The following is an 18,501-nucleotide window of genomic DNA, read 5'->3' on the forward strand; positions in this document are numbered from 1 at the left end:
TCGATCGGCCGATAATGGCTCCCCCCTCACGCCGGAATCTGGCCCGAGTCCTCGAGTCACTCGAGGACTTCTCGGATCCGTCTCCAGCGCTCGAGCAGTATCTGACGCCGTCGGATCTGGCCGCTCACCTCTGTCACCTGGCGAGGCTACAGGGTGATCTGGATCGTCGTGTTCTGGACCTCGGGACGGGAACGGGGATGCTCGCTATCGCCGCGGCGATTTCGGGGGCCGACGCCGTCGTCGGCATCGACGTCGACCCCGACGCGCTCGAATTGGCTCGACGAAACGAACGGGCGGTCGAACCCGGACTCGACAGCGGTCGAACCGACGGAATCGACTGGGTCCGCGGCGATGTCATCCGACACCCGTTTTCGGAGGAGGCGGGAACCGTCGTCTCGAACCCGCCGTTCGGCGCACAGCGTGGCAATCGCCACGCCGACCGTTCGTTTCTCGAAACCGCGCGCGAACTCTCTTCGGTCTCCTATACGATTCACAACGAGGGGAGTCAGTCGTTCGTCGAGTCCTACGCGGCGGATTTCGGTGGCGACGTGACCCACGCGTTCCGCGCCGAGTTACCGATCGATCGCCGTTTTGCGTTTCACACGGAGCGGACGGAAACGCTCGAGGCGGAAGTATTCCGTATCGAGTGGCCCGAGTGATGGCGCTTTCATACGGCCGTCAGGTCTCGAGTTTCCCGGACTACTCGAGGTGTTCGATCCGGGCGTATCGCCCGGCTCGCCAGCCGGTGACGAGGGCGACGGTGGTTCCGAGCATCAGCGCCAGTCCGATGCCGAGGACGTAGACCTCGAGTGGGGTTCGAAGGAGGCGCTCGAAACCGATGACGGCGGTCGAAATGTGGTTTAACCCCCGAACCAGCGGTGGCGTCGCTGCGAGGCCGACGATACCACCGAGCAGCCCGATACTGAGGCCCTGGACGCCGATCGTTCCCGCCAGAACGGGCCGCGAGAGGCCGATCGCTCGGAGCGCGGCGAGTTCGGTCCGCTGGTGGTAGGTGACGAGCGTGAACAGGTTTACCGTGAGAACGCTGCCGCCGAGGACGGCGAGCCCGACCAGTGTGAGACCACTGGCGATGACGAGCGGGCGCTCTTCGAGCATCGCGCCGACCTGTTCGTCGCTCGTGCGGACGTCGTAGTCGGGATACGCCGCTGTGAGTTCGTTGCGTACCTCGTCACGGTCGGCGTCGTCGGTCACGTTGGCGGTGATGAACGTCGACCGATCCGTTCCCGTCGTTCCGGCGACCGCCTGCAGATCGACCAGCGGGAGCGTCACCGTGTCCGAGCCGAGAAACTGCGAGTAGTACGCGGACGTTCCAACGACCGTGAACTCGTACTCCGGCGCGGACTCGCGGCTGGTCCCGACGTACACCGTATCGCCGGTCTCCGCGTCTAATTCGCCCGCGATGGCCGGATCGAGGACGATCTCTTCGACCACTGGATCGTCTGCTCGCGCATCCTCGTATGCTTCCTCGGGGGTTTCAAATCCGTCACCGTCCTCGAATCCGAACCCGTCGTGGGTTCGCTGGACGCCGACCGCCGGATTCCGCTCGAGATCGTCGGGTTCCGTTCCGATGTAGACGTCGTGCATCGCGATCGGAGAGGCTCCGGTGATATCTTCCCGTTCCGAGAGTTCGGCGGCGACGGCGTGTGAGCCCACGACGGAATTCTCCGTTCCGCTCGCACCAGGATCGACCGGATCGCTCGAGATCCAGATGTCTCGATCGGCGGTGTCGAGTCCGTCCTCCCCCATCGCGACGACGCCGGCACCCAGGCTCGTCAACAGCGTCACCGACAACACCGCGACCGCGACGGCGAGTATCGCGAGGACCGTTCGGCTCGGTGATCGGCGGAGTTGAACGAGGGCAATTCCGGCTACCGCGCGAGCCCGTACCGATCTCCCGCGAACGCTCACTGTCCGACCTCCTCTAGCACGGATGTTCGCGCGGCGACGGTGAGTGGGTACGGTATCGCGAGTAATCCGGAGACGAGCGAGATGACGACCGCGTAGGGGACAAGTATCGGATGGGAAAGCGCGATGGCTCCCGATGCGACGGTGGCGGTCGCGGCCGCGTTGACGGCGTGGATACCGACGATCCCGAGTCCGGCCCCAAGAAGTGCCCCACAGAGTGTAGTCGCGATCGTCGAGAGGGCGACCACCGATAGCCGGCCCAGAGTGGGAACGCCGATCGACTCGAGGACCGCGAGCGTGCGTCGGTCTTCGTTGACGGTCATTCCCGCGGTCGTCGCGACGAAGGAGGTGCAGATAGCGATGCCGACGACGAGGGCGAGAACGCTCGTCGCGAACGCCAGCCCGTCGTCGAACAGCGACGACGGATCGGCGGTGCCGGACGTTTCGACGGCGGCGTCCGGATACGCGTCAGCCGAACCCGACTGTGCTGCACCGGTTTCCCCCCAGATCAAAACCTCATCAGCGAGTTCGTCGTCACTCGATCCGGCGAACGACTGGAGCTCGCTCAGGTGGACGAGGGCGATCGGAGCGGACGCGTCGTCGTCTCGTTCGTCCGCGACCGCCGTCACGGTAAGCGAGAGCTGCGACGAACCGTCTTCGTGGGGCATCGGAACTGCGAGTTCGTCACCTTCGGCGGCCGCGAGTCGATCCGCAGCAGCCGCCGAGAGGACGACCTCGCCGCTCGGTGGTCCGTCGAACGAGCCGTTCGCGTAGTGGGGATCACCCGGTTCGAGGCCGTCGGTCGACAGCCCCGCGACCGTTCGCGGCTCTTCATCTGCGACCGCACCGACGAAGAGGACGGACCGTGCCTCCCCACCATCGGCGGTCTCGAGGCTCCCCGTTTCGGCGAGCACGGGTGAAGCGTGATCGACGCCGCTCGCGGAGCGAATCGTCGTGGCTCGATCGGTTGCGTCCCCGAGCCGCGGCCCCTCGACGCCGTCGACCGTCGACAGCACGCCGCTTTTTTCGGGGACGATACGAACGTCGGCATCGTTCTGACTCGCTACGCTTCCGTCTGCCAGCGCGAGTGCGACTCCGGAGACGATCACCAGTAGTGCGATCGTGAGTGCAACTGCACTGATCGTTGCGAGTATCCGACCCGAGCGTGTCCTGGTCGTCAGCGTCCAGAGCCGCGCGAGCGAGAAGCCGACGAGACCGCGCCAACGGCTTCGTCTCGTTCCCTCGGTATCATCACGCATCCGGTACCACCGCGCCGTCCCGGAGAGTGACGACTCGATCGGCGGCCGAGAGTGTGTCGTCGTCGTGGGAAGCGATTACGACGACGCGATCGCTGCCGACGTCCGTCAGCACCTCGATCACCTCGGCTCCGGTCGCCGTGTCGAGTTCGCCGGTCGGCTCGTCGGCCACGACCACGTCCGGATCGGTCGCAAGCGCCCTCGCTATCGCGACTCGCTGTCGTTCGCCCCCGCTCAGCTCCGAGGGGAGATGCGTGATCCGCTCCGCGAGACCGACCCGCTCGAGCAGTGTCGTCGCTCGGGTTCGTCGACGCGATCTCGGCACGCCCAACTGAACGAGCGGCAATGCGACGTTTGCCCGCGCCGAAAGCGATGGGAGCAGATGAAACCGCTGGAAGACGATACCGACGTGTTGGCGTCGATGACGCGTTCGCTTGCGATCTGAGAGTTTCGTGAGATCGGTCCCGAGCAATTCGACTCGACCCTCGCTCGGGACGAGCAATCCCGAGATCGCGTGTAAGATCGTCGACTTTCCGCTACCGCTTGGTCCCTGTAGCCCGACGATCTCTCCGCGATCGCAGGTTACCGTAACGTCTCGAAGGGCCCTTACCGCTCGATCCGGGCCCGAGCGCAGACGGCCACCGGTGTCACCGTACTCGTGGGACACGTTCTCGAGACGGACCGCAGGGATCGAGGCGTTGTCACTGTCCGTCTCGGAACTCCTCGAGGGCGACTGCCGTAGTACACGTTGAATCATCCGTCCACTCTCAACCCGATCGTGTCGACGGGACTCCGGACCATTGTTTCTGTCCGGCTTCCCGCCGTGGTCCGATCGTTAACCGCTGCCGGATCGTTCTCGGGACGGCCTGATACGGATCCTGAGAGGGGGTGAGTGCCCGAAACGTACACGTACAGTGGACTGTTCGTGGTGCATACCGTTCGGTTGCCCAGTGAGCATCTCGGTAGCGAGCACTCGAGAGCGCGATGTAGCGCTGGATCTGCGTCGATGGTTGCGTTTCCACTCGTTGTGGTTCCCTATCCGTTGTATGCCACTAGCCGCTGTGATCCACTAACCGTCGTAACTCTCCTCGTGAGCCACCGCAACCGTCGTTCCAGCGGTTTCGGCGTACAGGGTTCCGTCCTCGTTCTCGACGGTCAGCCCACCTGCGACGGCCGACTCGTTCAGTTCCGGAACGGGGACGCTCGAGACCGACTCGTCGCCGTCCGAATCGATCTCGAGGAGGAACTCTCCCTCGTCGGGGGCGATCGCGACCGTGCTGTTGTCGATGCGGACGTCCGCACGGGAGGCGTTCGACTCGTAGGCGAGTTGACGATCGGTTCCATCCTGCCAGAGCCACACCTGATAGACGGTGTCGTTTCCGACGGGGTCCCAGCCGGCGCGCTCGACGTGGACGGTTTCTCGCCAGCCAGGGCCGCCGACCGAAACCGTCTCCGATCCCGAAAACTCGAGCCGAGCGGCGGTGATCGCTTCCATCCAGAGGTTTCGCCGGTCGCTGGAGACGATTACGCCGTCTCCGGAGAGTCCAGCGTCGTCTTCGATCGCGTCGATTCCGATCCCGGAAACGAGTTCGTTTTCGACTCCTTCGGCGTACTGAACGGTGTAATCTTCGATCTGAACCGTCGGTCCGTCGGCGTCCGTGGCCCCCTCGATCACCAGCAGGTTGAGCGGGATCGCGACCCCGCCGAGGACGGCGAGGACCAGCAACACGCTCACGAACGCGGTGCCACGACGAGTGAGCGTCCCCGCCCCCCGTGATCCCGCGTCAAAACTCGAAGCTAGCTCCCGGATTCGCTCGAACCGAACGCCCGCTTCGCTGTGGGCGCTTTCCTCACCATCCAGTCGATCGATTGGACGATCGACAGGAGAGCCAGGTGCCCCGTCACGCGAACTTCGAGCGCGTTGAATCCGGGTTGCGAACCGGTCGGGGAGCACCGGCCGGTTCGAGGCGGCGATCGCGAGCGTGATAACGAGGGCGAGTGCCGCGACGAGTGCGACGCCGGGCCCCCGAAACAGATAGTACGTGTTCCCTTCTCCGAACCAGTATATCTGCCAGAGCCCCTTCGAGAACGCATAGAGGAGCACGGCGATCCAGATGCGCATCGCGCTCGGAGCGACTCCGGAGCCGCCGGTCCGATTTCGCCGGCGCTCGAGGAGCGCGATTCCGAGGACGAGCCCGATGAAAAAGCCGAGTGCGTGGCCCTGAATGGCGACGTTTGCCCACGACGGAGCGGATGGTGGACTCGCTTCGGCCGCGTAGACGAAGACCGGTGATCGAAGCGAGTTGTACACCGTTACCAGAGCGCTCTGAATTCCGATCGTTGCGATGAGCGTCGTAATCGGATATCGGACGATTGCGAACCCGGCAAACGCAAAGACGAGGCCCGAAAATCCGATGACGGGGCCGAGCGCGAAGAGACTCGTCACGATCCCGATACCGATGACCGCGAGCGGAAAGAGAACGAGTGCCCGAACCCACGGATTCGAACGCCACCACGGGAGGGTTTCAGCGATCTCTTCGTCGGGGTAGTGTCCCCAGACGTACTCTGCGATCGGCGCGACGGCCACCGTCGCGATCAGGTTCCCGACGAGGTGACCGAAGCTCGCGTGAGAGAACGACGACGTCAAGATACCCAGTGGATAAAAATACGACCAGGCTCGGTACGGGATCGTTACCGGATCGGAGAGATTCGATATCCCGTCCTGGACGAACAGGTAGACGGTGAGGACGATGGCGATGACGACCAGCGTTCCCCACGGCACTCCGAGGACGAACCTGGCTCGAGCGATATCGCGCCAGCGTCGATCAGTGTCGTCGAGTCGGCTCACGACTGCGAGTGATCCGAAAATCGCCACCGCGACGAGCAGCGTGAGCGCGACCGAAAGCATGTGCCTGTGGTTCGACCGGACGCCTATATACTGCTCGCTGTCCGTTCGTCCACTCGGGAGGTACCTTCGAAAGGTACAAGCGGCCGACGAACGCACGAGTAGGTATGGAACTGCGGGTTACCGAGAGCACCGAGGACGAACTCTCGATCGAGATCGCTGGGGAGGATCACACGTTCATGAACGTCCTCAAAGGCACATTGCTCGAGCACGACGACGTCAGCGCAGCGACCTACGACATGAATCCCGAACAGTCGGGTGGACAGACCGACCCCATCCTGACGGTCAAAACGGAAGCGGGAGTCGACCCACTCGAAGCGCTCGAGGAGGCCGCGGTTGACGTCCGTGAGAAAGCGGTTTCGTTTCGCGACGCGTTCGACGCTGCAACCTAATCCGGGCCGTCCCAGTAGTCGACGTCATCGTCGATTCGATAGTAGCCGGAGAGCGACCGCTCGCCTCGTTCCCCGGGTGCCAAACCGGCGAACACACCCAGTTTTTCCATCTCGGGATAAACCGTGACGTCGGGTTCGTTCATCGTCGAGAACAGAAGATAGCGAAGCGGACCGTCGGAGCCGTTGACGACGCGGTGATAGCCCGATTCGTCCGCGGGAAACGCGACGTACTCTTCCTCTCGGAAGTCGTACATCTCGCCATCGAGTCGAAGCGTCCCGTTCCCCGAACGGATGTACATCGCCTCTTCGTTGCCGTGAGATAGTGGTAGGGCCAGGATCGACAGCCAGCTGGAAGCTCGTAGAGACTACAGCCCGGCTGATCGGAGTCGGCCGCCCCTCCCAGTTGTTTCCGTCTGAACCGTACGTCGTCTCGCTCGAGATCGGATTCGTTGATCGGATCCATACGAGCCAGAAGAGATCTGGACGTATTAGTTCCAGTGGCTGAACTGACAGATGCGTGCGTCTGGTCCAACTGAATCCTAACAGGTGGCGTAGTAGACGTAGACGTCGCCGCCGGGGCCGACGTGAACGTCGATCCCCTCACCGTCGTATCCGTCGCGAACGTCGTCGCCGATACTAGAGACGAGTAGCCGATCGGTGATGTCGTCTGCGAGATCGGCTTCGTCGGCGTACTCCTGGATCGTCGGGCCGTCAAGTGAGAGCTGTCCGCCGATCGGTTCTCCGTGGCAGTCGGCTCCAAACTCGCCTGGGTCGGCCAGACCGGGGCGTTCGTCCTCGTACTCGACCGACACGAACGCCCTGTTTTGATACTCCGCGTAGGCGGCCAGTGCTCCATCGTACTCCCGCGGCTCGCCGCTGGTCGCTCGTTCGCTTTCCAGACGCTCGTGTACCTCATTTGCGGTGACCTCGAGATCGATGCCGGCCGCCTGTGTCCCCTCCCCAGGTGCGTCGGGTGGAGCGGGTGACCCGATGCCCGGAATAATCGTCGGAGAGACGATTCCCGTCGCGAACAGGACTGCGACGATACCGATGACGGCGAATATCGGCATATACGGCTTTGCGACCTCGAGCCAGCTCGGCGTCTCGAGGTCGCGGTCGACGTCGGCGTAGGTCTGTTCGGTCTTTTCGAGCTCGGGGTTCCCACACCGCGAACACGGCGGATTGTTCTTGACGTGGTCGCGGCCGCAGTTCGAACAGCGCCAGACGTACGGCGTGCCGGTATCGACGGTTCTGGCCGGCGAGTTGCGCGGCTCTTTGCCCGCCCTGACGACCGCCCGTTCGAAGGCGTTGTGCCCACACTCGTCACAGGGCGGATCGTTCTCTTCGTGGGGTTTCCCACACCACGTACACCGCCACTTCACTGAATGAAGGGCACAACTGCGAGAATATAAGCGTACTGGAAGGTCGACGAGGGACCGCTCCGGCGCTCACAGACGAACGGGCACGTCGTGTTCGTCGAGATAGGTCTTCGTCTCCTCGATCGAGTACTCGTCGAAATGAAAGATCGACGCCGCTAACCCAGCGTCCGCGTCGGCTTCGGTGAACACGTCGTACATGTCCTCGGGACTGCCACAGCCCGAGGAGGCGATAACGGGCGTCTCCACGGCGTCACAGACAGCACTGGTCAACGGAAGATCGTACCCGTCTTTGGTTCCGTCCTTGTCGATCGAGTTGACGAACAGTTCGCCCGCTCCGCGGGCCTCCGCCTCGCTTGCCCACTCGAGGACGTCGATCCCGGTTCCCTCGCGGCCGCCCTTTTTGGTACACTCGAACCAGCAGGACTCCCCGTCGATATCGACGTAGTGCTCTCCCTCCTCGTCGAAGCGGCGTCTCGCGTCGACGCTGATGACGATACACTGACTGCCGAACGCGCGTGCCCCTTCGGTGATCAGTTGGGGTCGCTCGATGGCACCCGTCGTGATGGACACCTTGTCCGCACCGGCACGAAGCGTTTCTTTGATGTCGTCGGTCGTCCGGATGCCGCCGCCGACGGTGAGCGGAATAAACACTTCGTCCGCGACGCGCTCGACGACGTCGAGCATCGTTTCGCGACCCTCGGCCGACGCGGTGATGTCGAGGAAGACGAACTCGTCGGCTCCAGACTCGTTGTACGCTTTGGCCATCTCGACCGGATCGCCGGTGTATTCGAGGTCCTCGAAGTGTACACCGGTATACACCGCCGGGTTCCCGTCTTCGTCCAGATCGACGTCGATACACGGGATGATTCGCTTGGTCAGCACCATTTCTTACGTGCCGGTTCGTTCCAGAGATAGTAAAGCCGACTGGATCGATCGTCTGACGCTCTGATACAGTTATACATATAATTTACAAGAAAATACTAAATAACCTATCGTAGTATTAAGAACGGTGCCTGATAACAATACACAGGTACAGTATCGAGCACCGTTCGGTCGACGACTGAACGCGAGGAGAGATCATGGGAATCGGGATTGGCCCATCTCAGGAACGCTGGCCGACATCGAAACCGCGCTCGAGGTAGCCCGACGAATGGCGGCGAACGAAAAATCACGTGATCAGACATGACAAAAGCACACAAACTCGATTGTGAATCGGTATCCGACGAGTGCCGATTCATCATCCAATCGGAAAACGAACAGGAAGCGATCGAACTGGCAAAGAAGCACATGAAGGAGGTCCACGAAGCCGATTACACGGATGAGGAGCTTCAGAACGAGCATCTACAGGTCGTCTGAGAAACGTCGTCTGGCCACGACCTTGGCCCCACGGTCGAGACGATCCCTGTCTCGAGTCGCTGTAGGTGTCTTTATGGTCGTGAGACGAAAAGACGCGCGTATGACAGACGACACCGACCAAGAAGTGGACCACGACTCGGGCGCAGATGTGGGTCACGACCTCGAGGCGGAACGGACGACGGCACCGATGAGCGAGTATTCAGCCCGAAGCGTCGCCGTGGGATTCCTCGTTCTCGTACTCGGTGCGCTGATCGCGTTCGGAATCCCGCTTGCAACGCTCGCAGCGTAGCGCCAGAACCGCAGTATTAGAAGACGTATTCGTCGTCGTGGCCCATCATTCCGTCGTCTTCGAGGCCAGGGCCGCCGGCCCCGTCCTCTTCGTCCATCGGTCCACTCGTCTTGTAGGCCTTGATACCCGTCGAGAGCAGGTCTTCGATGGCCTCTTCGCGGTTGACGAACTCGCCGCGTTCGACCATCTGGGCGATCTGCATCTCGAGGTGTTCCGGAATCGTGATCTCTACTTTCGGCATCTGATTCGGCTTTCGGCAAGGGGGTATTTAGGTTTGACGGGGATTTTCCACGAGTCGGATTCCGTCGGATCGTCCGGAAAAACCGAGAGACGAGAACGTGACTGTCTGCCCGACTCGGGAGCTACCGACTCCCCATCATCGAGTCGATCGCGTTCTTGATCGACGTGCCAGGTTTGGTTATCGTATCGAGTTGCTGGCGCATCTTTCGCTGGTTGAAGTAACTCGCGAACGCGAGGATCGTCGGCGGCCACAGGCCGATAAAGAGCCCTCGTTCGCGATCCCCGCGGAGGAAAAAGTAGTACCACGAGAGACCAACCGAGGCGGCCGACGCGAGAAAGGCGGGACCCATCGCCTGTTGGCCGAGTTCTTCTGCTCTCTCCGTGGGGACATCCCGTTCTGTCATCTGCTGTTTGGTCGCCATGCAAGGTTCGCAGTCGTGGAGGTCGTACTAAGGGATGGCGAGGGTTTCGATGGGAAGGATTCGACTTGCCTGAACAACAAGACGGTTTCGAACCGTTTCGACCGCGCTCTCGTCCTGTGAATCTCTGATTTCTCCGGCCGGAATAGGGCCGGTTCTTGGACGACGACCGACCTCCGACCGCCTGTGCGTCACATCTACGTCGGTTCGTCCCGATCCTCGAGTATGAGAGCGAACGACGTCACGGATGGAGGCGGCGATGAGGTCGAAGATGTAACCGACGACGCCACAGACGCGGTCGACAGCGACGTCACGGATCTCTATCGGGAGTTCGGTGACGAACGACTGCCGCCGGGACAGCGTGAGACGACGGCGTTTCCGGTTCTCTCGAAGAGCGGAACGCCGCAGTGGGACCCCGAGACCTGGGAGTTCACCGTCACCGGTGCCGTTGAGGAGGAACGCTCGTTCACCTGGGAAAAGTTCCGCGCCTTGCCGAGTGAAACTCAACGTCAGGACTTTCACTGCGTCACCGGCTGGAGCAAGTTCGACTGTGCGTTCACCGGCGTCCCGTTCACCGAGCTCGCAGACCGGGTCGGCGTTTCGTCGGATGCAGTCCACGTCATGTTCGCCGGACTCGACGGCTACACCACTGACCTGCCGCTCGAAGACTGTCTGCGCGAGGAGGTACTGTTCGCGTGGGGCTACAACGGCGAGCCACTGCCGGACGATCACGGTGGTCCGCTTCGGGTCGTCACGCCACACCGGTACGCGTACAAGGGTTCCAAATGGGTCGACAGCGTCGAGTTTCTTACCGAACCCGAACCCGGCTACTGGGAACGCCGCGGTTACTCACAAACGGCGAACCCGTGGGGTGAGGAGCGATATAGTTAGGCTGAAGACGCGTCGGTCCTGAACCACGGTCGATGGAGCGTACGTCGGGCGGGCGAGGGCTCGCGGCTGAATCGGCGTCGGTCGAGCACGAAGAGCCGATCGACCTCGTCAGCTGCAGTCGCGACGTGACGGACGTCTCGTTCGGTGCGATCGTCGACACCGACGACGAGCCGCGGATTCTGTGGACCGCACCGAACGGCCTCGAGATCGCCGGTCGGGGCGTTGCAGCCCGATTTACCGCAGCCGGTCCGAACCGGTTCGAACGAATTCGGACGTCAGCCGATCGGGTGTTCGACGCGCTCGAACACGACGGACCACCGGTCGCACGGCCACGAGCGTTCGGCGGGTTTTCATTTCACGATGGACACGCGCCCAACCCGCCGTGGACGGGGTTCGACGCGGCGTCGTTCGTCGTCCCGCGCGCATTCGTCACCAGAGACGATACGGGCGGGATCTGGGTGACGGCCGTCGGGAACGGTCCTGACGACGCTTACGATCGTCTCGATCACTGGCACGAGCGTCTTACCAGCGGTCCGGCGATGCGTGCGAGCGGATCGGGACCCGGCGTGACCTCGACCCGACGATCCACCTCGCCCGAGGAGTGGAACGAACAGATCGAGTCGGCGCTGGGACGAATCGAGGACGGCCGACTCACCAAGGTCGTCCTCGCCCAGGCCCTCTCGATCGATCTCGAGTCATCAGTCGACGTACCGACGATGTTAGAGCGGCTTCGACGCCAGTATCCGAACTGCTATCGGTTTCTCGTGAGCCACGAAACCGGCGGCACGTTCTTCGGAGCACCGCCCGAGCAACTGGTCTCGAAACGCGACGACCGCGTCGAGACCGAAGCGCTTGCCGGCTCCGTCGCGCGCGGTGAGACCCCTGAATCAGACGACGAACTCGCGACTCGCATGCTGGCCGACGAGAAACTCGAGCGCGAACACGAACTCGTCGTCGAAGCGATCCGCGACCAACTCGAGGCGCTCGCTTGCGAACTGGCGATCGGGGATCGAAGAGTTCGGAAGCTAAATACGATTCAGCACCTGCGAACACCACTGTCAGCCACGCTCGCGGGAGACCACCACGTCCTCGAACTCGTCGAGGCGTTACACCCAACGCCGGCCGTCGGTGGCGTTCCACCGACGAACGCCTGGGAGACGATTCGACAGACGGAAGCGTTCGACAGAGGCTGGTACGCTGCACCGATCGGCTGGTTCGACGCGGACGGTAACGGGGAGTTCGCGGTCGCCCTTCGATCTGCGCTCGCGGTCGACGACACCGTGACGCTGTTTGCGGGTAACGGGATCGTCGCGGACAGCGACCCGGCGGAGGAGTGGACTGAGGTACAGCTGAAGTTTCGACCGATCCTCGACGAACTCAAGACGAGGTGACAATGACCGCTCCGAACCGATCGACACTGTGGGGACGGATTCTGGTCGACGAACTGGCGAAGGGGGGACTCGAGGCGGTCTGTCTCGCGCCGGGAAGCCGGTCGACGCCGTTGACGGTCGCGTTTTCCGAACAGCCGGATATCGAGGTCTACTCGCATCTCGACGAACGTTCGGCCGCATTTTTCGCCCTGGGCCGGGCACGCCGAAACGGCGAATCGACGGCGCTCGTCTGTACGTCCGGAACGGCCGCCGCGAACTTTCATCCCGCCGTGATCGAGGCCGATCGGGCTCGGGTTCCACTGCTCGTTCTCACCGCGGACCGCCCGCCGGAACTCAGAGACAGCGGAGCAAACCAGACGATCGATCAGCGACGGCTCTACGGAAATGCGGTCCGCTGGAACGCCGATCTTCCCGAACCGAACGCGAACGAACGAACGGTTCGAAGTCTCCGAACGACCGCCGCGAGAGCGCTTTCGGAAACCCACGGCGTTCCTCCCGGTCCGGTCCACCTCAACTGTCCGTTTCCGAAACCGCTCGAGCCGACGCCGGTTTCCGACGCGATTCCGGAACGTTTCGTCGAGACGCTTGCGGGCTCGGGTCGGGAGGACGCGTTCGTCGAAACCAGTTCAGCGACGCAGACGCCCGATTCGGACGTAATCGACGCCGTCGCTCGAACGCTCGCGACCGCCGATCGGCCGCTGATCGTTGGCGGACCATCCGACCCCGAAGAGCTGTCGGCGATCGAACCCGAGACCGTCGTCGACGTCGCCGCTCGCGTCGGTGCGCCGATCCTCGCGGATCCACTGTCGTCCCTTCGATTCGGCTTGCATCAAAGAGTCACCGACGCCGAAGCGCCCGGTAATTCCAGTACCGATACCCGCGACGATCGACCGCTGGTTTACGGCGGCTACGATAGCTACGTCGACGCACTACCCGCGCCGGATACCGTTCTCCGGTTCGGAGCATCCCCGACATCGAAGTCCCTGCGTCACGCGCTCCGGGATGCGGAGGCGAGACAGTTCCTGATAGATCCCGCGGGAGGCTGGCGCGAGGCGACGTTCACGGCGACCGATCTGGTGTCTGGCGCGCCGTCGGCCGTGTTCGAACGACTCCGGACGACGCTCGAGGAACGCGAGACGAACGCGACCGACGATTCCTGGCTCTCGAAGTTCGCTGACGCGGAGGCACGTCATTGGAGCGTTCGAAACCGCGCAACGACCGTCGACTCGCTCGAGTCCGACCCGTTCGAGGGCGCTATTCTCGCATCGGTTCTCGACCACGCGCCGGATCCCGCGACGGTCTTCGTTTCGAACAGCATGCCGATCCGGGATGCCGATCGATTCGGTCGACCGCGAGAGGCCGAGTTGACCCTGCTTGCCAACCGCGGCGCGAGCGGCATCGACGGGATCACCAGTACGGCCCTCGGTGCTGCAAGCGCGACCGACGACCCGCTCGTCCTCGTGACGGGTGATCTCGCGTTTTACCACGACTCGAACGGGCTGCTCGCGGTCGGCCGCTGTGACGTCGATGCGACGATCGTCCTACTCGACAACGACGGCGGCGGCATCTTTCACAAACTCCCGATCGAGGAGTTCGATCCTCCGTTCACGGACCAGTTCAAGACACCTCACGGTCTCGATTTCGAGGCGCTCGCGGAGTTCTACGGGCTCGCATTCGAGCAGGTCGAGCCCGCAGCCTTCGAAGACGCATATCGCAGGTCGCTCGAGTCGACCGGAACGCAGATTCTCTCGGTCTCGTTCGACTCGGATCGGAGTCACGACCGACGCCGAGCCCTGAAAGATCGGACCAGGGACGGACTCGCGAGCGATCGACGATAGCTTACGGTCGTAGCGCCCACCAGACCGCCACGGCGTATCCAAACGGAATCCAGACGAACGCGACAGAAACTCCGCCGTGCAGTGAAAGTGGCTCGATCAGCTGGAGTTGGCCGACGCCGAGCGGAAACAGCACGCTCAGACTTCCGAAGACGAGCATCGCGACTCGCGGCATCGTAAGCAGGTAGCCGATCACACCGAGCGTACAGACGAGCAAAAGACCGTTGAGAATCGGTGAAACCATCGGCGTCAGGCTCGAATAGACGAACACCGGATACAGTATCCAGAGACAGGTAACCGTCACCGCCGTCGAGTGGTCGATCGATCGTCCCTCCCACTCGAGGTCGACGTCCTCGTCCCAGTCCTGAACCGTATACCGAAACGCCGAATTCGTCTCGCCGTTCGACGCTTCACTGTTTGTATCCTCCGTCGTTTCGCTCGACGCCCCGGGGTCGAACGATCGGTTCGATTCGGCCGACCGTCCGGTCGCTGTTCGCTGCTGGCGGTGCTGACGATGATTTCGCTGTCGGTTGGTTCGACGATTGCTTCGTTGTTGACGGTGTCGACGATGCGTTCCCTTGCTCCCCGTTCTCCGGTCCGAGCTCATCCCAGCCGACTCGCTAGAACGCCGATCATCGGTTCGCTGACCGGGAGATTCGGAGCTGGATGTCGGTCCTGCGTACCGTCCGAGTCGGACGTAGGCGTCGTGTCCGAGTCGGTCGTAGCGCGCTCGTTCGTCGCCGTCGGTGAGTATCGACTTCGCCGTCGAAACGCGCTGGAACTCGTCGATCGCATCGGGGTCGTCGTTGTGGTCCGGATGAGTCTCGAGAACACGCCGCCGGTAGGCGTCTTCGATATCCGTCCGCGTCGCGTCCGGTTCGATCTCGAGGACCTCGTAATAGTTCTCGGCCATCCGCCGGAAGACGATAGGGTTGCTCCGTTGAAATGTCCACCGGCTGTCGGATTCAGCGATCCTGTTATTCCGTGCCGTGGTAACCTGGAACTACCCGGATCGGTGGATCTCGGCCAGCGACTGATTGGGGGCTCGTAAATATCCTCTTATGGCGGATAACCGATGCAAACCTCCACTCGAGAACCCGTCTCTCAGGGTCAGTAGGTCCGGATTCCGGGGTGGGCGCTGCAACGGTCGATACGCTTTTTGGCGGCACGCAGGCAATCGCCAGACCGGGATCAACATGAGTGAATCCACGACGACCGATCCGGCCGGGGAGACACCACAGATGCAGGGACGAGACGAGCCCGAGGCTCAGAAGTGGCTCAGCGGAATCGTCTCGTTGATCGGCCTGTGGATCGCCGCGTCACCGTTCGTCTACGAAGCGGTGGTCGCGTTTACGTGGAACAACGTGGTCATCGGTGGGGCGATCTTCCTGCTTGCTGGCTACAACTACTACCGGATCGTGACCGACCATCCGACCAGCACGAGCGTGATGTCACTCGTCGCGTTGCTCGCACTGTGGACGCTCGTCGCCCCCTTCGCACTGGAGGGCCAGTTTGCGATGGAGGGCCTCGAGGTCGCGGCGTCCGCGCTTGTCTGGAGTAACGTCGTCTTCGGAATCATCGCCGCGGCGATGGCTGCGTACATCGCATACGCTGGCGGGCGTGGCGTCCGCGCCGGAACGGCGGCCGGAACCCGATAGCACGCGACTACGCGCTCTATCTGGGTTCACTTCCCGTAAAGGTGGATACCGACGACTGCGAGCGAGCTAAAGACCATTGCGGCGGCGAATCCCCAGGCCGCTTCGATGTCGGGTGCACCAGTGATCATCAACAGTGCGCCGATGGAAGCGAGCGCACCGAGCGCGAGCGCCAGTCCGACGCCCTTGTCCGTCGACTCCGATTGCGCGGTCATGCGCGCCAGTTCGAACGGGGGTCCCTTAATAGCATTTATTCGCGTCGGCGTCACCGCCCCTGCGACTCGACCCTCATTTGATCGTCGTGTGTTCGGACTCTTCGTTCAGTGCGAGGTTCGCGGCGATTTCGGCGTTTCGCATCGCGTACTGGGCGGTTTGCTGGAGGCTGACGAGAACCTCACGAACCCGAAGAAGCTCCGTATTCGGCATCTCCGGAAGATCGGCCAGGATCTCTTTTTCGCGGTCGGAAATCTCGTGGAACAGTCGTCTCACCTCGTTGGATTTGTCGTAGTCGCGTTCGACTGCGGACTCGACTGCAAGCGACGTGATCTCATCGACGAGATCGTTCAGCTCGCGGATATCCCGCATGACCGAGTTGTCCACGTCGAGCGTGTGACCCTCGGTTTCGATGACGATATCCGCGATGTCCTCGCCGTTGTCCGCGGTCAGTTCCAGGTTCTTCGCGATCGAGCGGTATCCGATCAACGGAAAACCGCTATCCAGGCCCACCGCACGGGCGAGGTTCGGATTCTGGTAGGCCGTAAAGATCAACCGAAGCAACAGGACGAAGATCTTGTTCGCCTGCCGTTCCCGGTTGAGTGCCCGCTGTGCGAGATCTGGGTTGCCGTGTGCAAGCGCTTTGATACCCTCTCCGCGCATCGTCTGTCCGGTCCGTTCCAGGCGCTCGAGCAAGTTGTCGAGCGTGAAGTCTTCGGGATCGACCGAACAGCGTATCGCGATGTTCTCGGGCGTCTCCTCGATGACCCCCAGTCCCATCAACTGCGTCTCCGCCTGGTAGACCGCGTTGATGTGTGCGGATTCGAGGGCGCCGTCTTCGCGTTCGATGCGGATCACGCGACGGCCGAGGACGTACTGGGCGACGATCGCACGCTCGACGGCGCTCGCGTCGAGATCGTCGGTATGGATGATCGCTTCGGTCTCTTCGGAGCTGGCTGACTCCGGCATCACCGTCAGGGTTCCCTTTCCGCTCGTACGAAGCGACACCTCGTCGCCCTTTTCGACGTCGTGCTCGGATGCCCACGCCGCAGGGAGCGTCATTGCGAGCGTGGAGGGACCGAGCCGCTGGACTTTCCGCGTTTCCATACCGGCTATAGTCGTGGCGCGGTCTTAATATTGACTATATCCACATTACCACGCCATCAAATAGTTATATTTTGCATCTACCATGACCTCTCTCCAATGGGCCTTATACTACTTTGACGAGCCGAGTCGTAAACCGGCCGGTTCGGACCCGTAGCCAGCCACGGAGTGCCTCATCGATCTCACCGTCGTCCGTATCGACGCGAAGGACGTCTATCCCGTCGAGTTTTTCGCCGGATGCGACGACCTCGATCTCGTCGGCACGTCCGATCACCGCCGGCGAAATCTGGTGGTTGCCACGGCCGAAGACGAATCCCTGACCGCCGATGGGCGAGACGATAATCGTAACCGGGTCCTCAAGAACCTCGAGAATCTCCGACTCCGCGGCGTCGCGAGCGAGTACCTCACCGTCTCGCCAGACGTCGACGCCGAGCGGTGAGGGTTCGATCTCGAGTTCGGTTTCGATCGCTCCGACGGTGCCGCCGGGACCGAACACGTACGTCCGGCTTGAATCGATCTCGCGAGCGAAACCGGCCGCAAGCGAGTCGACGCTCCCGCCGGAAATCTGCTTGCTCGACTGGACAGCGGGTGCGACGGGAACCGACACCACGGCCCGTAGTTGCGTTCTGACCTCGCCGTCGCGGTAGGCCGCTTCGTCGATATCCGTCACCTCGCGGGACTCGACGCGATCGAACTCGGCAGCGATCCGGCCTGCGTCGGACGGCGTCACGGCGAAGACCGACGAGTAGATTTTGACGCCTGCCGGGACACCCAGCATCGGAACCTGACTTTTGTCATCCGCGGTGTCGGTGAGTACGGACGCGACGTCGACGGCCGTTCCGTCGCCACCGACGAACAAAACGAGATCGACGCCCTGCTCCAGAAACGCACCGACCGCACCGCGAGTATCGTCCGCAGTCGTTCCGGCCTCGTCCGGTTCGAGACCGGACGAGTCGTGACCGGTCCGTTCGGACCGGTTCTCGAGACTCGAGGCGGTGTACACGACTTCGGGTTCGTAGCCCGCGTCTCGAGCAGCGTCCTCTCCCATAACGGCGGCGGCCGTATAGACGGTCAGGTCGGGCGTGCGTCGGTAGAGCGAGCGGAGCGCCTGGCGGGCGCGCTCCGGTGCTCGTGGCTCTGCACCCCGTTGCCGCGCCTCCTCGAGCGTTCCGTCGGTTCCTTTCAGGCCGACCCGACCGCCCATTCCAGCGATCGGGTTGACCACGACACCGAGTGAGTCCATAGCCGTG

General features: G+C 62.6%; 20 protein-coding genes and 1 pseudogene. 8 read left to right on the forward strand and 13 right to left on the reverse strand.

Annotated elements, in window-relative coordinates; genetic code table 11:
* Positions 1–14: 14 nt before the first annotated feature.
* Positions 15–659 carry an METTL5 family protein gene (locus EA462_RS07185; protein WP_124177893.1) on the forward strand — a complete coding sequence of 215 codons (645 nt, stop codon included), beginning with the start codon at positions 15–17 and terminating at the stop codon, positions 657–659.
* A gap of 40 nt (positions 660–699) precedes the next feature.
* Here the strand turns inward: EA462_RS07185 and EA462_RS07190 are convergent, their stop codons facing one another.
* The 4 genes from EA462_RS07190 to EA462_RS07205 form a co-directional block, all read right to left on the reverse strand.
* On the reverse strand, positions 700–1,929 hold the full coding sequence (locus EA462_RS07190) for an ABC transporter permease (RefSeq protein ID WP_124177894.1): 1,230 nt from the start codon (positions 1,927–1,929) through the stop codon (positions 700–702).
* Positions 1,926–3,185, reverse strand: coding sequence for an ABC transporter permease (locus tag EA462_RS07195; protein WP_124177895.1), 1,260 nt, complete (start codon positions 3,183–3,185; stop codon positions 1,926–1,928). Before EA462_RS07195 ends, EA462_RS07190 begins: the two co-directional genes overlap by 4 nt.
* Entirely contained in the window at positions 3,178–3,939 is a 762-nt protein-coding gene (locus EA462_RS07200; protein ID WP_124177896.1) for an ABC transporter ATP-binding protein, read from the reverse strand. Before EA462_RS07200 ends, EA462_RS07195 begins: the two co-directional genes overlap by 8 nt.
* A 312-nt stretch (positions 3,940–4,251) precedes the next feature.
* The gene (locus EA462_RS07205; protein ID WP_124177897.1) at positions 4,252–6,090 is read right to left on the reverse strand and encodes a rhomboid family intramembrane serine protease; all 1,839 of its coding nucleotides are present in this window, start codon (positions 6,088–6,090) and stop codon (positions 4,252–4,254) included.
* Positions 6,091–6,194: 104 nt separating this feature from the next.
* Between EA462_RS07205 and EA462_RS07210 the strand changes: the two genes are divergently transcribed.
* Entirely contained in the window at positions 6,195–6,479 is a 285-nt protein-coding gene (locus EA462_RS07210) for a DNA-directed RNA polymerase subunit L (protein WP_124177898.1), read from the forward strand.
* Here the strand turns inward: EA462_RS07210 and EA462_RS07215 are convergent.
* The 3 genes and pseudogenes from EA462_RS07215 to hisF form a co-directional block, all read right to left on the reverse strand.
* Positions 6,476–6,942 (reverse strand): annotated as a pseudogene (locus EA462_RS07215) (cupin domain-containing protein). The gene EA462_RS07210 and the pseudogene EA462_RS07215 overlap by 4 nt on opposite strands.
* Before the next feature lie 76 nt (positions 6,943–7,018).
* Entirely contained in the window at positions 7,019–7,861 is an 843-nt protein-coding gene (locus tag EA462_RS07220; protein ID WP_124177899.1) for a hypothetical protein, read from the reverse strand.
* A gap of 66 nt (positions 7,862–7,927) precedes the next feature.
* Positions 7,928–8,743: an imidazole glycerol phosphate synthase subunit HisF gene (gene hisF / locus EA462_RS07225; RefSeq protein ID WP_124177900.1), complete on the reverse strand. Its 816-nt coding sequence runs from the start codon at positions 8,741–8,743 to the stop codon at positions 7,928–7,930.
* Between the two features lie 297 nt (positions 8,744–9,040).
* Here hisF and EA462_RS07230 point away from each other — a divergent pair, with 297 nt between their 5' ends.
* Complete coding sequence (locus EA462_RS07230; RefSeq protein WP_124177901.1) at positions 9,041–9,214, forward strand: DUF1059 domain-containing protein; 174 nt, start codon at positions 9,041–9,043, stop codon at positions 9,212–9,214.
* A 100-nt stretch (positions 9,215–9,314) separates the two neighbouring features.
* A complete protein-coding gene (locus EA462_RS07235) occupies positions 9,315–9,503 on the forward strand; it encodes a DUF7550 family protein (protein ID WP_124177902.1) in 189 nt (62 codons plus the stop codon).
* 16 nt (positions 9,504–9,519) lie between these two features.
* Here the strand turns inward: EA462_RS07235 and EA462_RS07240 are convergent, their stop codons facing one another.
* Both EA462_RS07240 and EA462_RS07245 read right to left on the reverse strand, forming a co-directional pair.
* On the reverse strand, positions 9,520–9,744 hold the full coding sequence (locus tag EA462_RS07240) for a ribbon-helix-helix domain-containing protein (RefSeq protein ID WP_124177903.1): 225 nt from the start codon (positions 9,742–9,744) through the stop codon (positions 9,520–9,522).
* Between the two features lie 121 nt (positions 9,745–9,865).
* Positions 9,866–10,165, reverse strand: coding sequence for a hypothetical protein (locus tag EA462_RS07245; RefSeq protein ID WP_124177904.1), 300 nt, complete (start codon positions 10,163–10,165; stop codon positions 9,866–9,868).
* A 222-nt stretch (positions 10,166–10,387) separates the two neighbouring features.
* Between EA462_RS07245 and EA462_RS07250 the strand changes: the two genes are divergently transcribed.
* Genes EA462_RS07250 through menD form a run of 3 tightly spaced genes read left to right on the forward strand, consistent with a single transcriptional unit; the run spans position 10,388 to position 14,282 of the window.
* Positions 10,388–11,053 carry a sulfite oxidase-like oxidoreductase gene (locus tag EA462_RS07250; RefSeq protein ID WP_124177905.1) on the forward strand — a complete coding sequence of 222 codons (666 nt, stop codon included), beginning with the start codon at positions 10,388–10,390 and terminating at the stop codon, positions 11,051–11,053.
* Positions 11,054–11,085: 32 nt separating this feature from the next.
* Complete coding sequence (locus EA462_RS07255; protein ID WP_124177906.1) at positions 11,086–12,444, forward strand: isochorismate synthase; 1,359 nt, start codon at positions 11,086–11,088, stop codon at positions 12,442–12,444.
* A gap of 2 nt (positions 12,445–12,446) precedes the next feature.
* Positions 12,447–14,282, forward strand: coding sequence for a 2-succinyl-5-enolpyruvyl-6-hydroxy-3-cyclohexene-1-carboxylic-acid synthase (gene menD, locus EA462_RS07260; RefSeq protein WP_124177907.1), 1,836 nt, complete (start codon positions 12,447–12,449; stop codon positions 14,280–14,282).
* 1 nt (position 14,283) lies between these two features.
* Here menD and EA462_RS07265 read toward each other — a convergent pair whose 3' ends face one another.
* The gene (locus EA462_RS07265) at positions 14,284–15,192 is read right to left on the reverse strand and encodes a J domain-containing protein (protein WP_124177908.1); all 909 of its coding nucleotides are present in this window, start codon (positions 15,190–15,192) and stop codon (positions 14,284–14,286) included.
* Positions 15,193–15,475: 283 nt separating this feature from the next.
* Here EA462_RS07265 and EA462_RS07270 point away from each other — a divergent pair, with 283 nt between their 5' ends.
* The gene (locus EA462_RS07270; RefSeq protein WP_124177909.1) at positions 15,476–15,937 is read left to right on the forward strand and encodes an SPW repeat protein; all 462 of its coding nucleotides are present in this window, start codon (positions 15,476–15,478) and stop codon (positions 15,935–15,937) included.
* A 26-nt stretch (positions 15,938–15,963) separates the two neighbouring features.
* On the opposite strand, the gene EA462_RS07275 is transcribed toward EA462_RS07270, so the two are convergent.
* From EA462_RS07275 to EA462_RS07285, 3 genes are all read right to left on the reverse strand, one after another.
* A complete protein-coding gene (locus EA462_RS07275) occupies positions 15,964–16,149 on the reverse strand; it encodes a DUF7525 family protein (RefSeq protein ID WP_124177910.1) in 186 nt (61 codons plus the stop codon).
* Between the two features lie 73 nt (positions 16,150–16,222).
* On the reverse strand, positions 16,223–17,254 hold the full coding sequence (locus EA462_RS07280; protein WP_124177911.1) for a phosphate signaling complex PhoU family protein: 1,032 nt from the start codon (positions 17,252–17,254) through the stop codon (positions 16,223–16,225).
* Positions 17,255–17,357: 103 nt separating this feature from the next.
* Positions 17,358–18,494, reverse strand: a complete 1,137-nt coding sequence (locus EA462_RS07285; protein WP_124177912.1) for an ATP-NAD kinase family protein — start codon at positions 18,492–18,494, stop codon at positions 17,358–17,360.
* Positions 18,495–18,501 lie beyond the last annotated feature (7 nt).

Source organism: Natrarchaeobius halalkaliphilus (genome assembly GCF_003841485.1).
GTDB classification, from domain to species: domain Archaea; phylum Halobacteriota; class Halobacteria; order Halobacteriales; family Natrialbaceae; genus Natrarchaeobius; species Natrarchaeobius halalkaliphilus.

Coding starts and splice junctions, on each gene's coding strand:
- EA462_RS07185 (WP_124177893.1), top strand. CDS start 15: ATGGCTCCCCCCTCACGCCGGAATCTGGCCCGAGTCCTCGAGTCACTC.
- EA462_RS07195 (WP_124177895.1), bottom strand. CDS start 3,185: ATGCGTGATGATACCGAGGGAACGAGACGAAGCCGTTGGCGCGGTCTC.
- EA462_RS07200 (WP_124177896.1), bottom strand. CDS start 3,939: ATGATTCAACGTGTACTACGGCAGTCGCCCTCGAGGAGTTCCGAGACG.
- EA462_RS07205 (WP_124177897.1), bottom strand. CDS start 6,090: ATGCTTTCGGTCGCGCTCACGCTGCTCGTCGCGGTGGCGATTTTCGGA.
- EA462_RS07210 (WP_124177898.1), top strand. CDS start 6,195: ATGGAACTGCGGGTTACCGAGAGCACCGAGGACGAACTCTCGATCGAG.
- hisF (WP_124177900.1), bottom strand. CDS start 8,743: ATGGTGCTGACCAAGCGAATCATCCCGTGTATCGACGTCGATCTGGAC.
- EA462_RS07230 (WP_124177901.1), top strand. CDS start 9,041: ATGACAAAAGCACACAAACTCGATTGTGAATCGGTATCCGACGAGTGC.
- EA462_RS07235 (WP_124177902.1), top strand. CDS start 9,315: ATGACAGACGACACCGACCAAGAAGTGGACCACGACTCGGGCGCAGAT.
- EA462_RS07240 (WP_124177903.1), bottom strand. CDS start 9,744: ATGCCGAAAGTAGAGATCACGATTCCGGAACACCTCGAGATGCAGATC.
- EA462_RS07245 (WP_124177904.1), bottom strand. CDS start 10,165: ATGGCGACCAAACAGCAGATGACAGAACGGGATGTCCCCACGGAGAGA.
- EA462_RS07250 (WP_124177905.1), top strand. CDS start 10,388: ATGAGAGCGAACGACGTCACGGATGGAGGCGGCGATGAGGTCGAAGAT.
- EA462_RS07255 (WP_124177906.1), top strand. CDS start 11,086: ATGGAGCGTACGTCGGGCGGGCGAGGGCTCGCGGCTGAATCGGCGTCG.
- menD (WP_124177907.1), top strand. CDS start 12,447: ATGACCGCTCCGAACCGATCGACACTGTGGGGACGGATTCTGGTCGAC.
- EA462_RS07265 (WP_124177908.1), bottom strand. CDS start 15,192: ATGGCCGAGAACTATTACGAGGTCCTCGAGATCGAACCGGACGCGACG.
- EA462_RS07270 (WP_124177909.1), top strand. CDS start 15,476: ATGAGTGAATCCACGACGACCGATCCGGCCGGGGAGACACCACAGATG.
- EA462_RS07275 (WP_124177910.1), bottom strand. CDS start 16,149: ATGACCGCGCAATCGGAGTCGACGGACAAGGGCGTCGGACTGGCGCTC.
- EA462_RS07280 (WP_124177911.1), bottom strand. CDS start 17,254: ATGGAAACGCGGAAAGTCCAGCGGCTCGGTCCCTCCACGCTCGCAATG.
- EA462_RS07285 (WP_124177912.1), bottom strand. CDS start 18,494: ATGGACTCACTCGGTGTCGTGGTCAACCCGATCGCTGGAATGGGCGGT.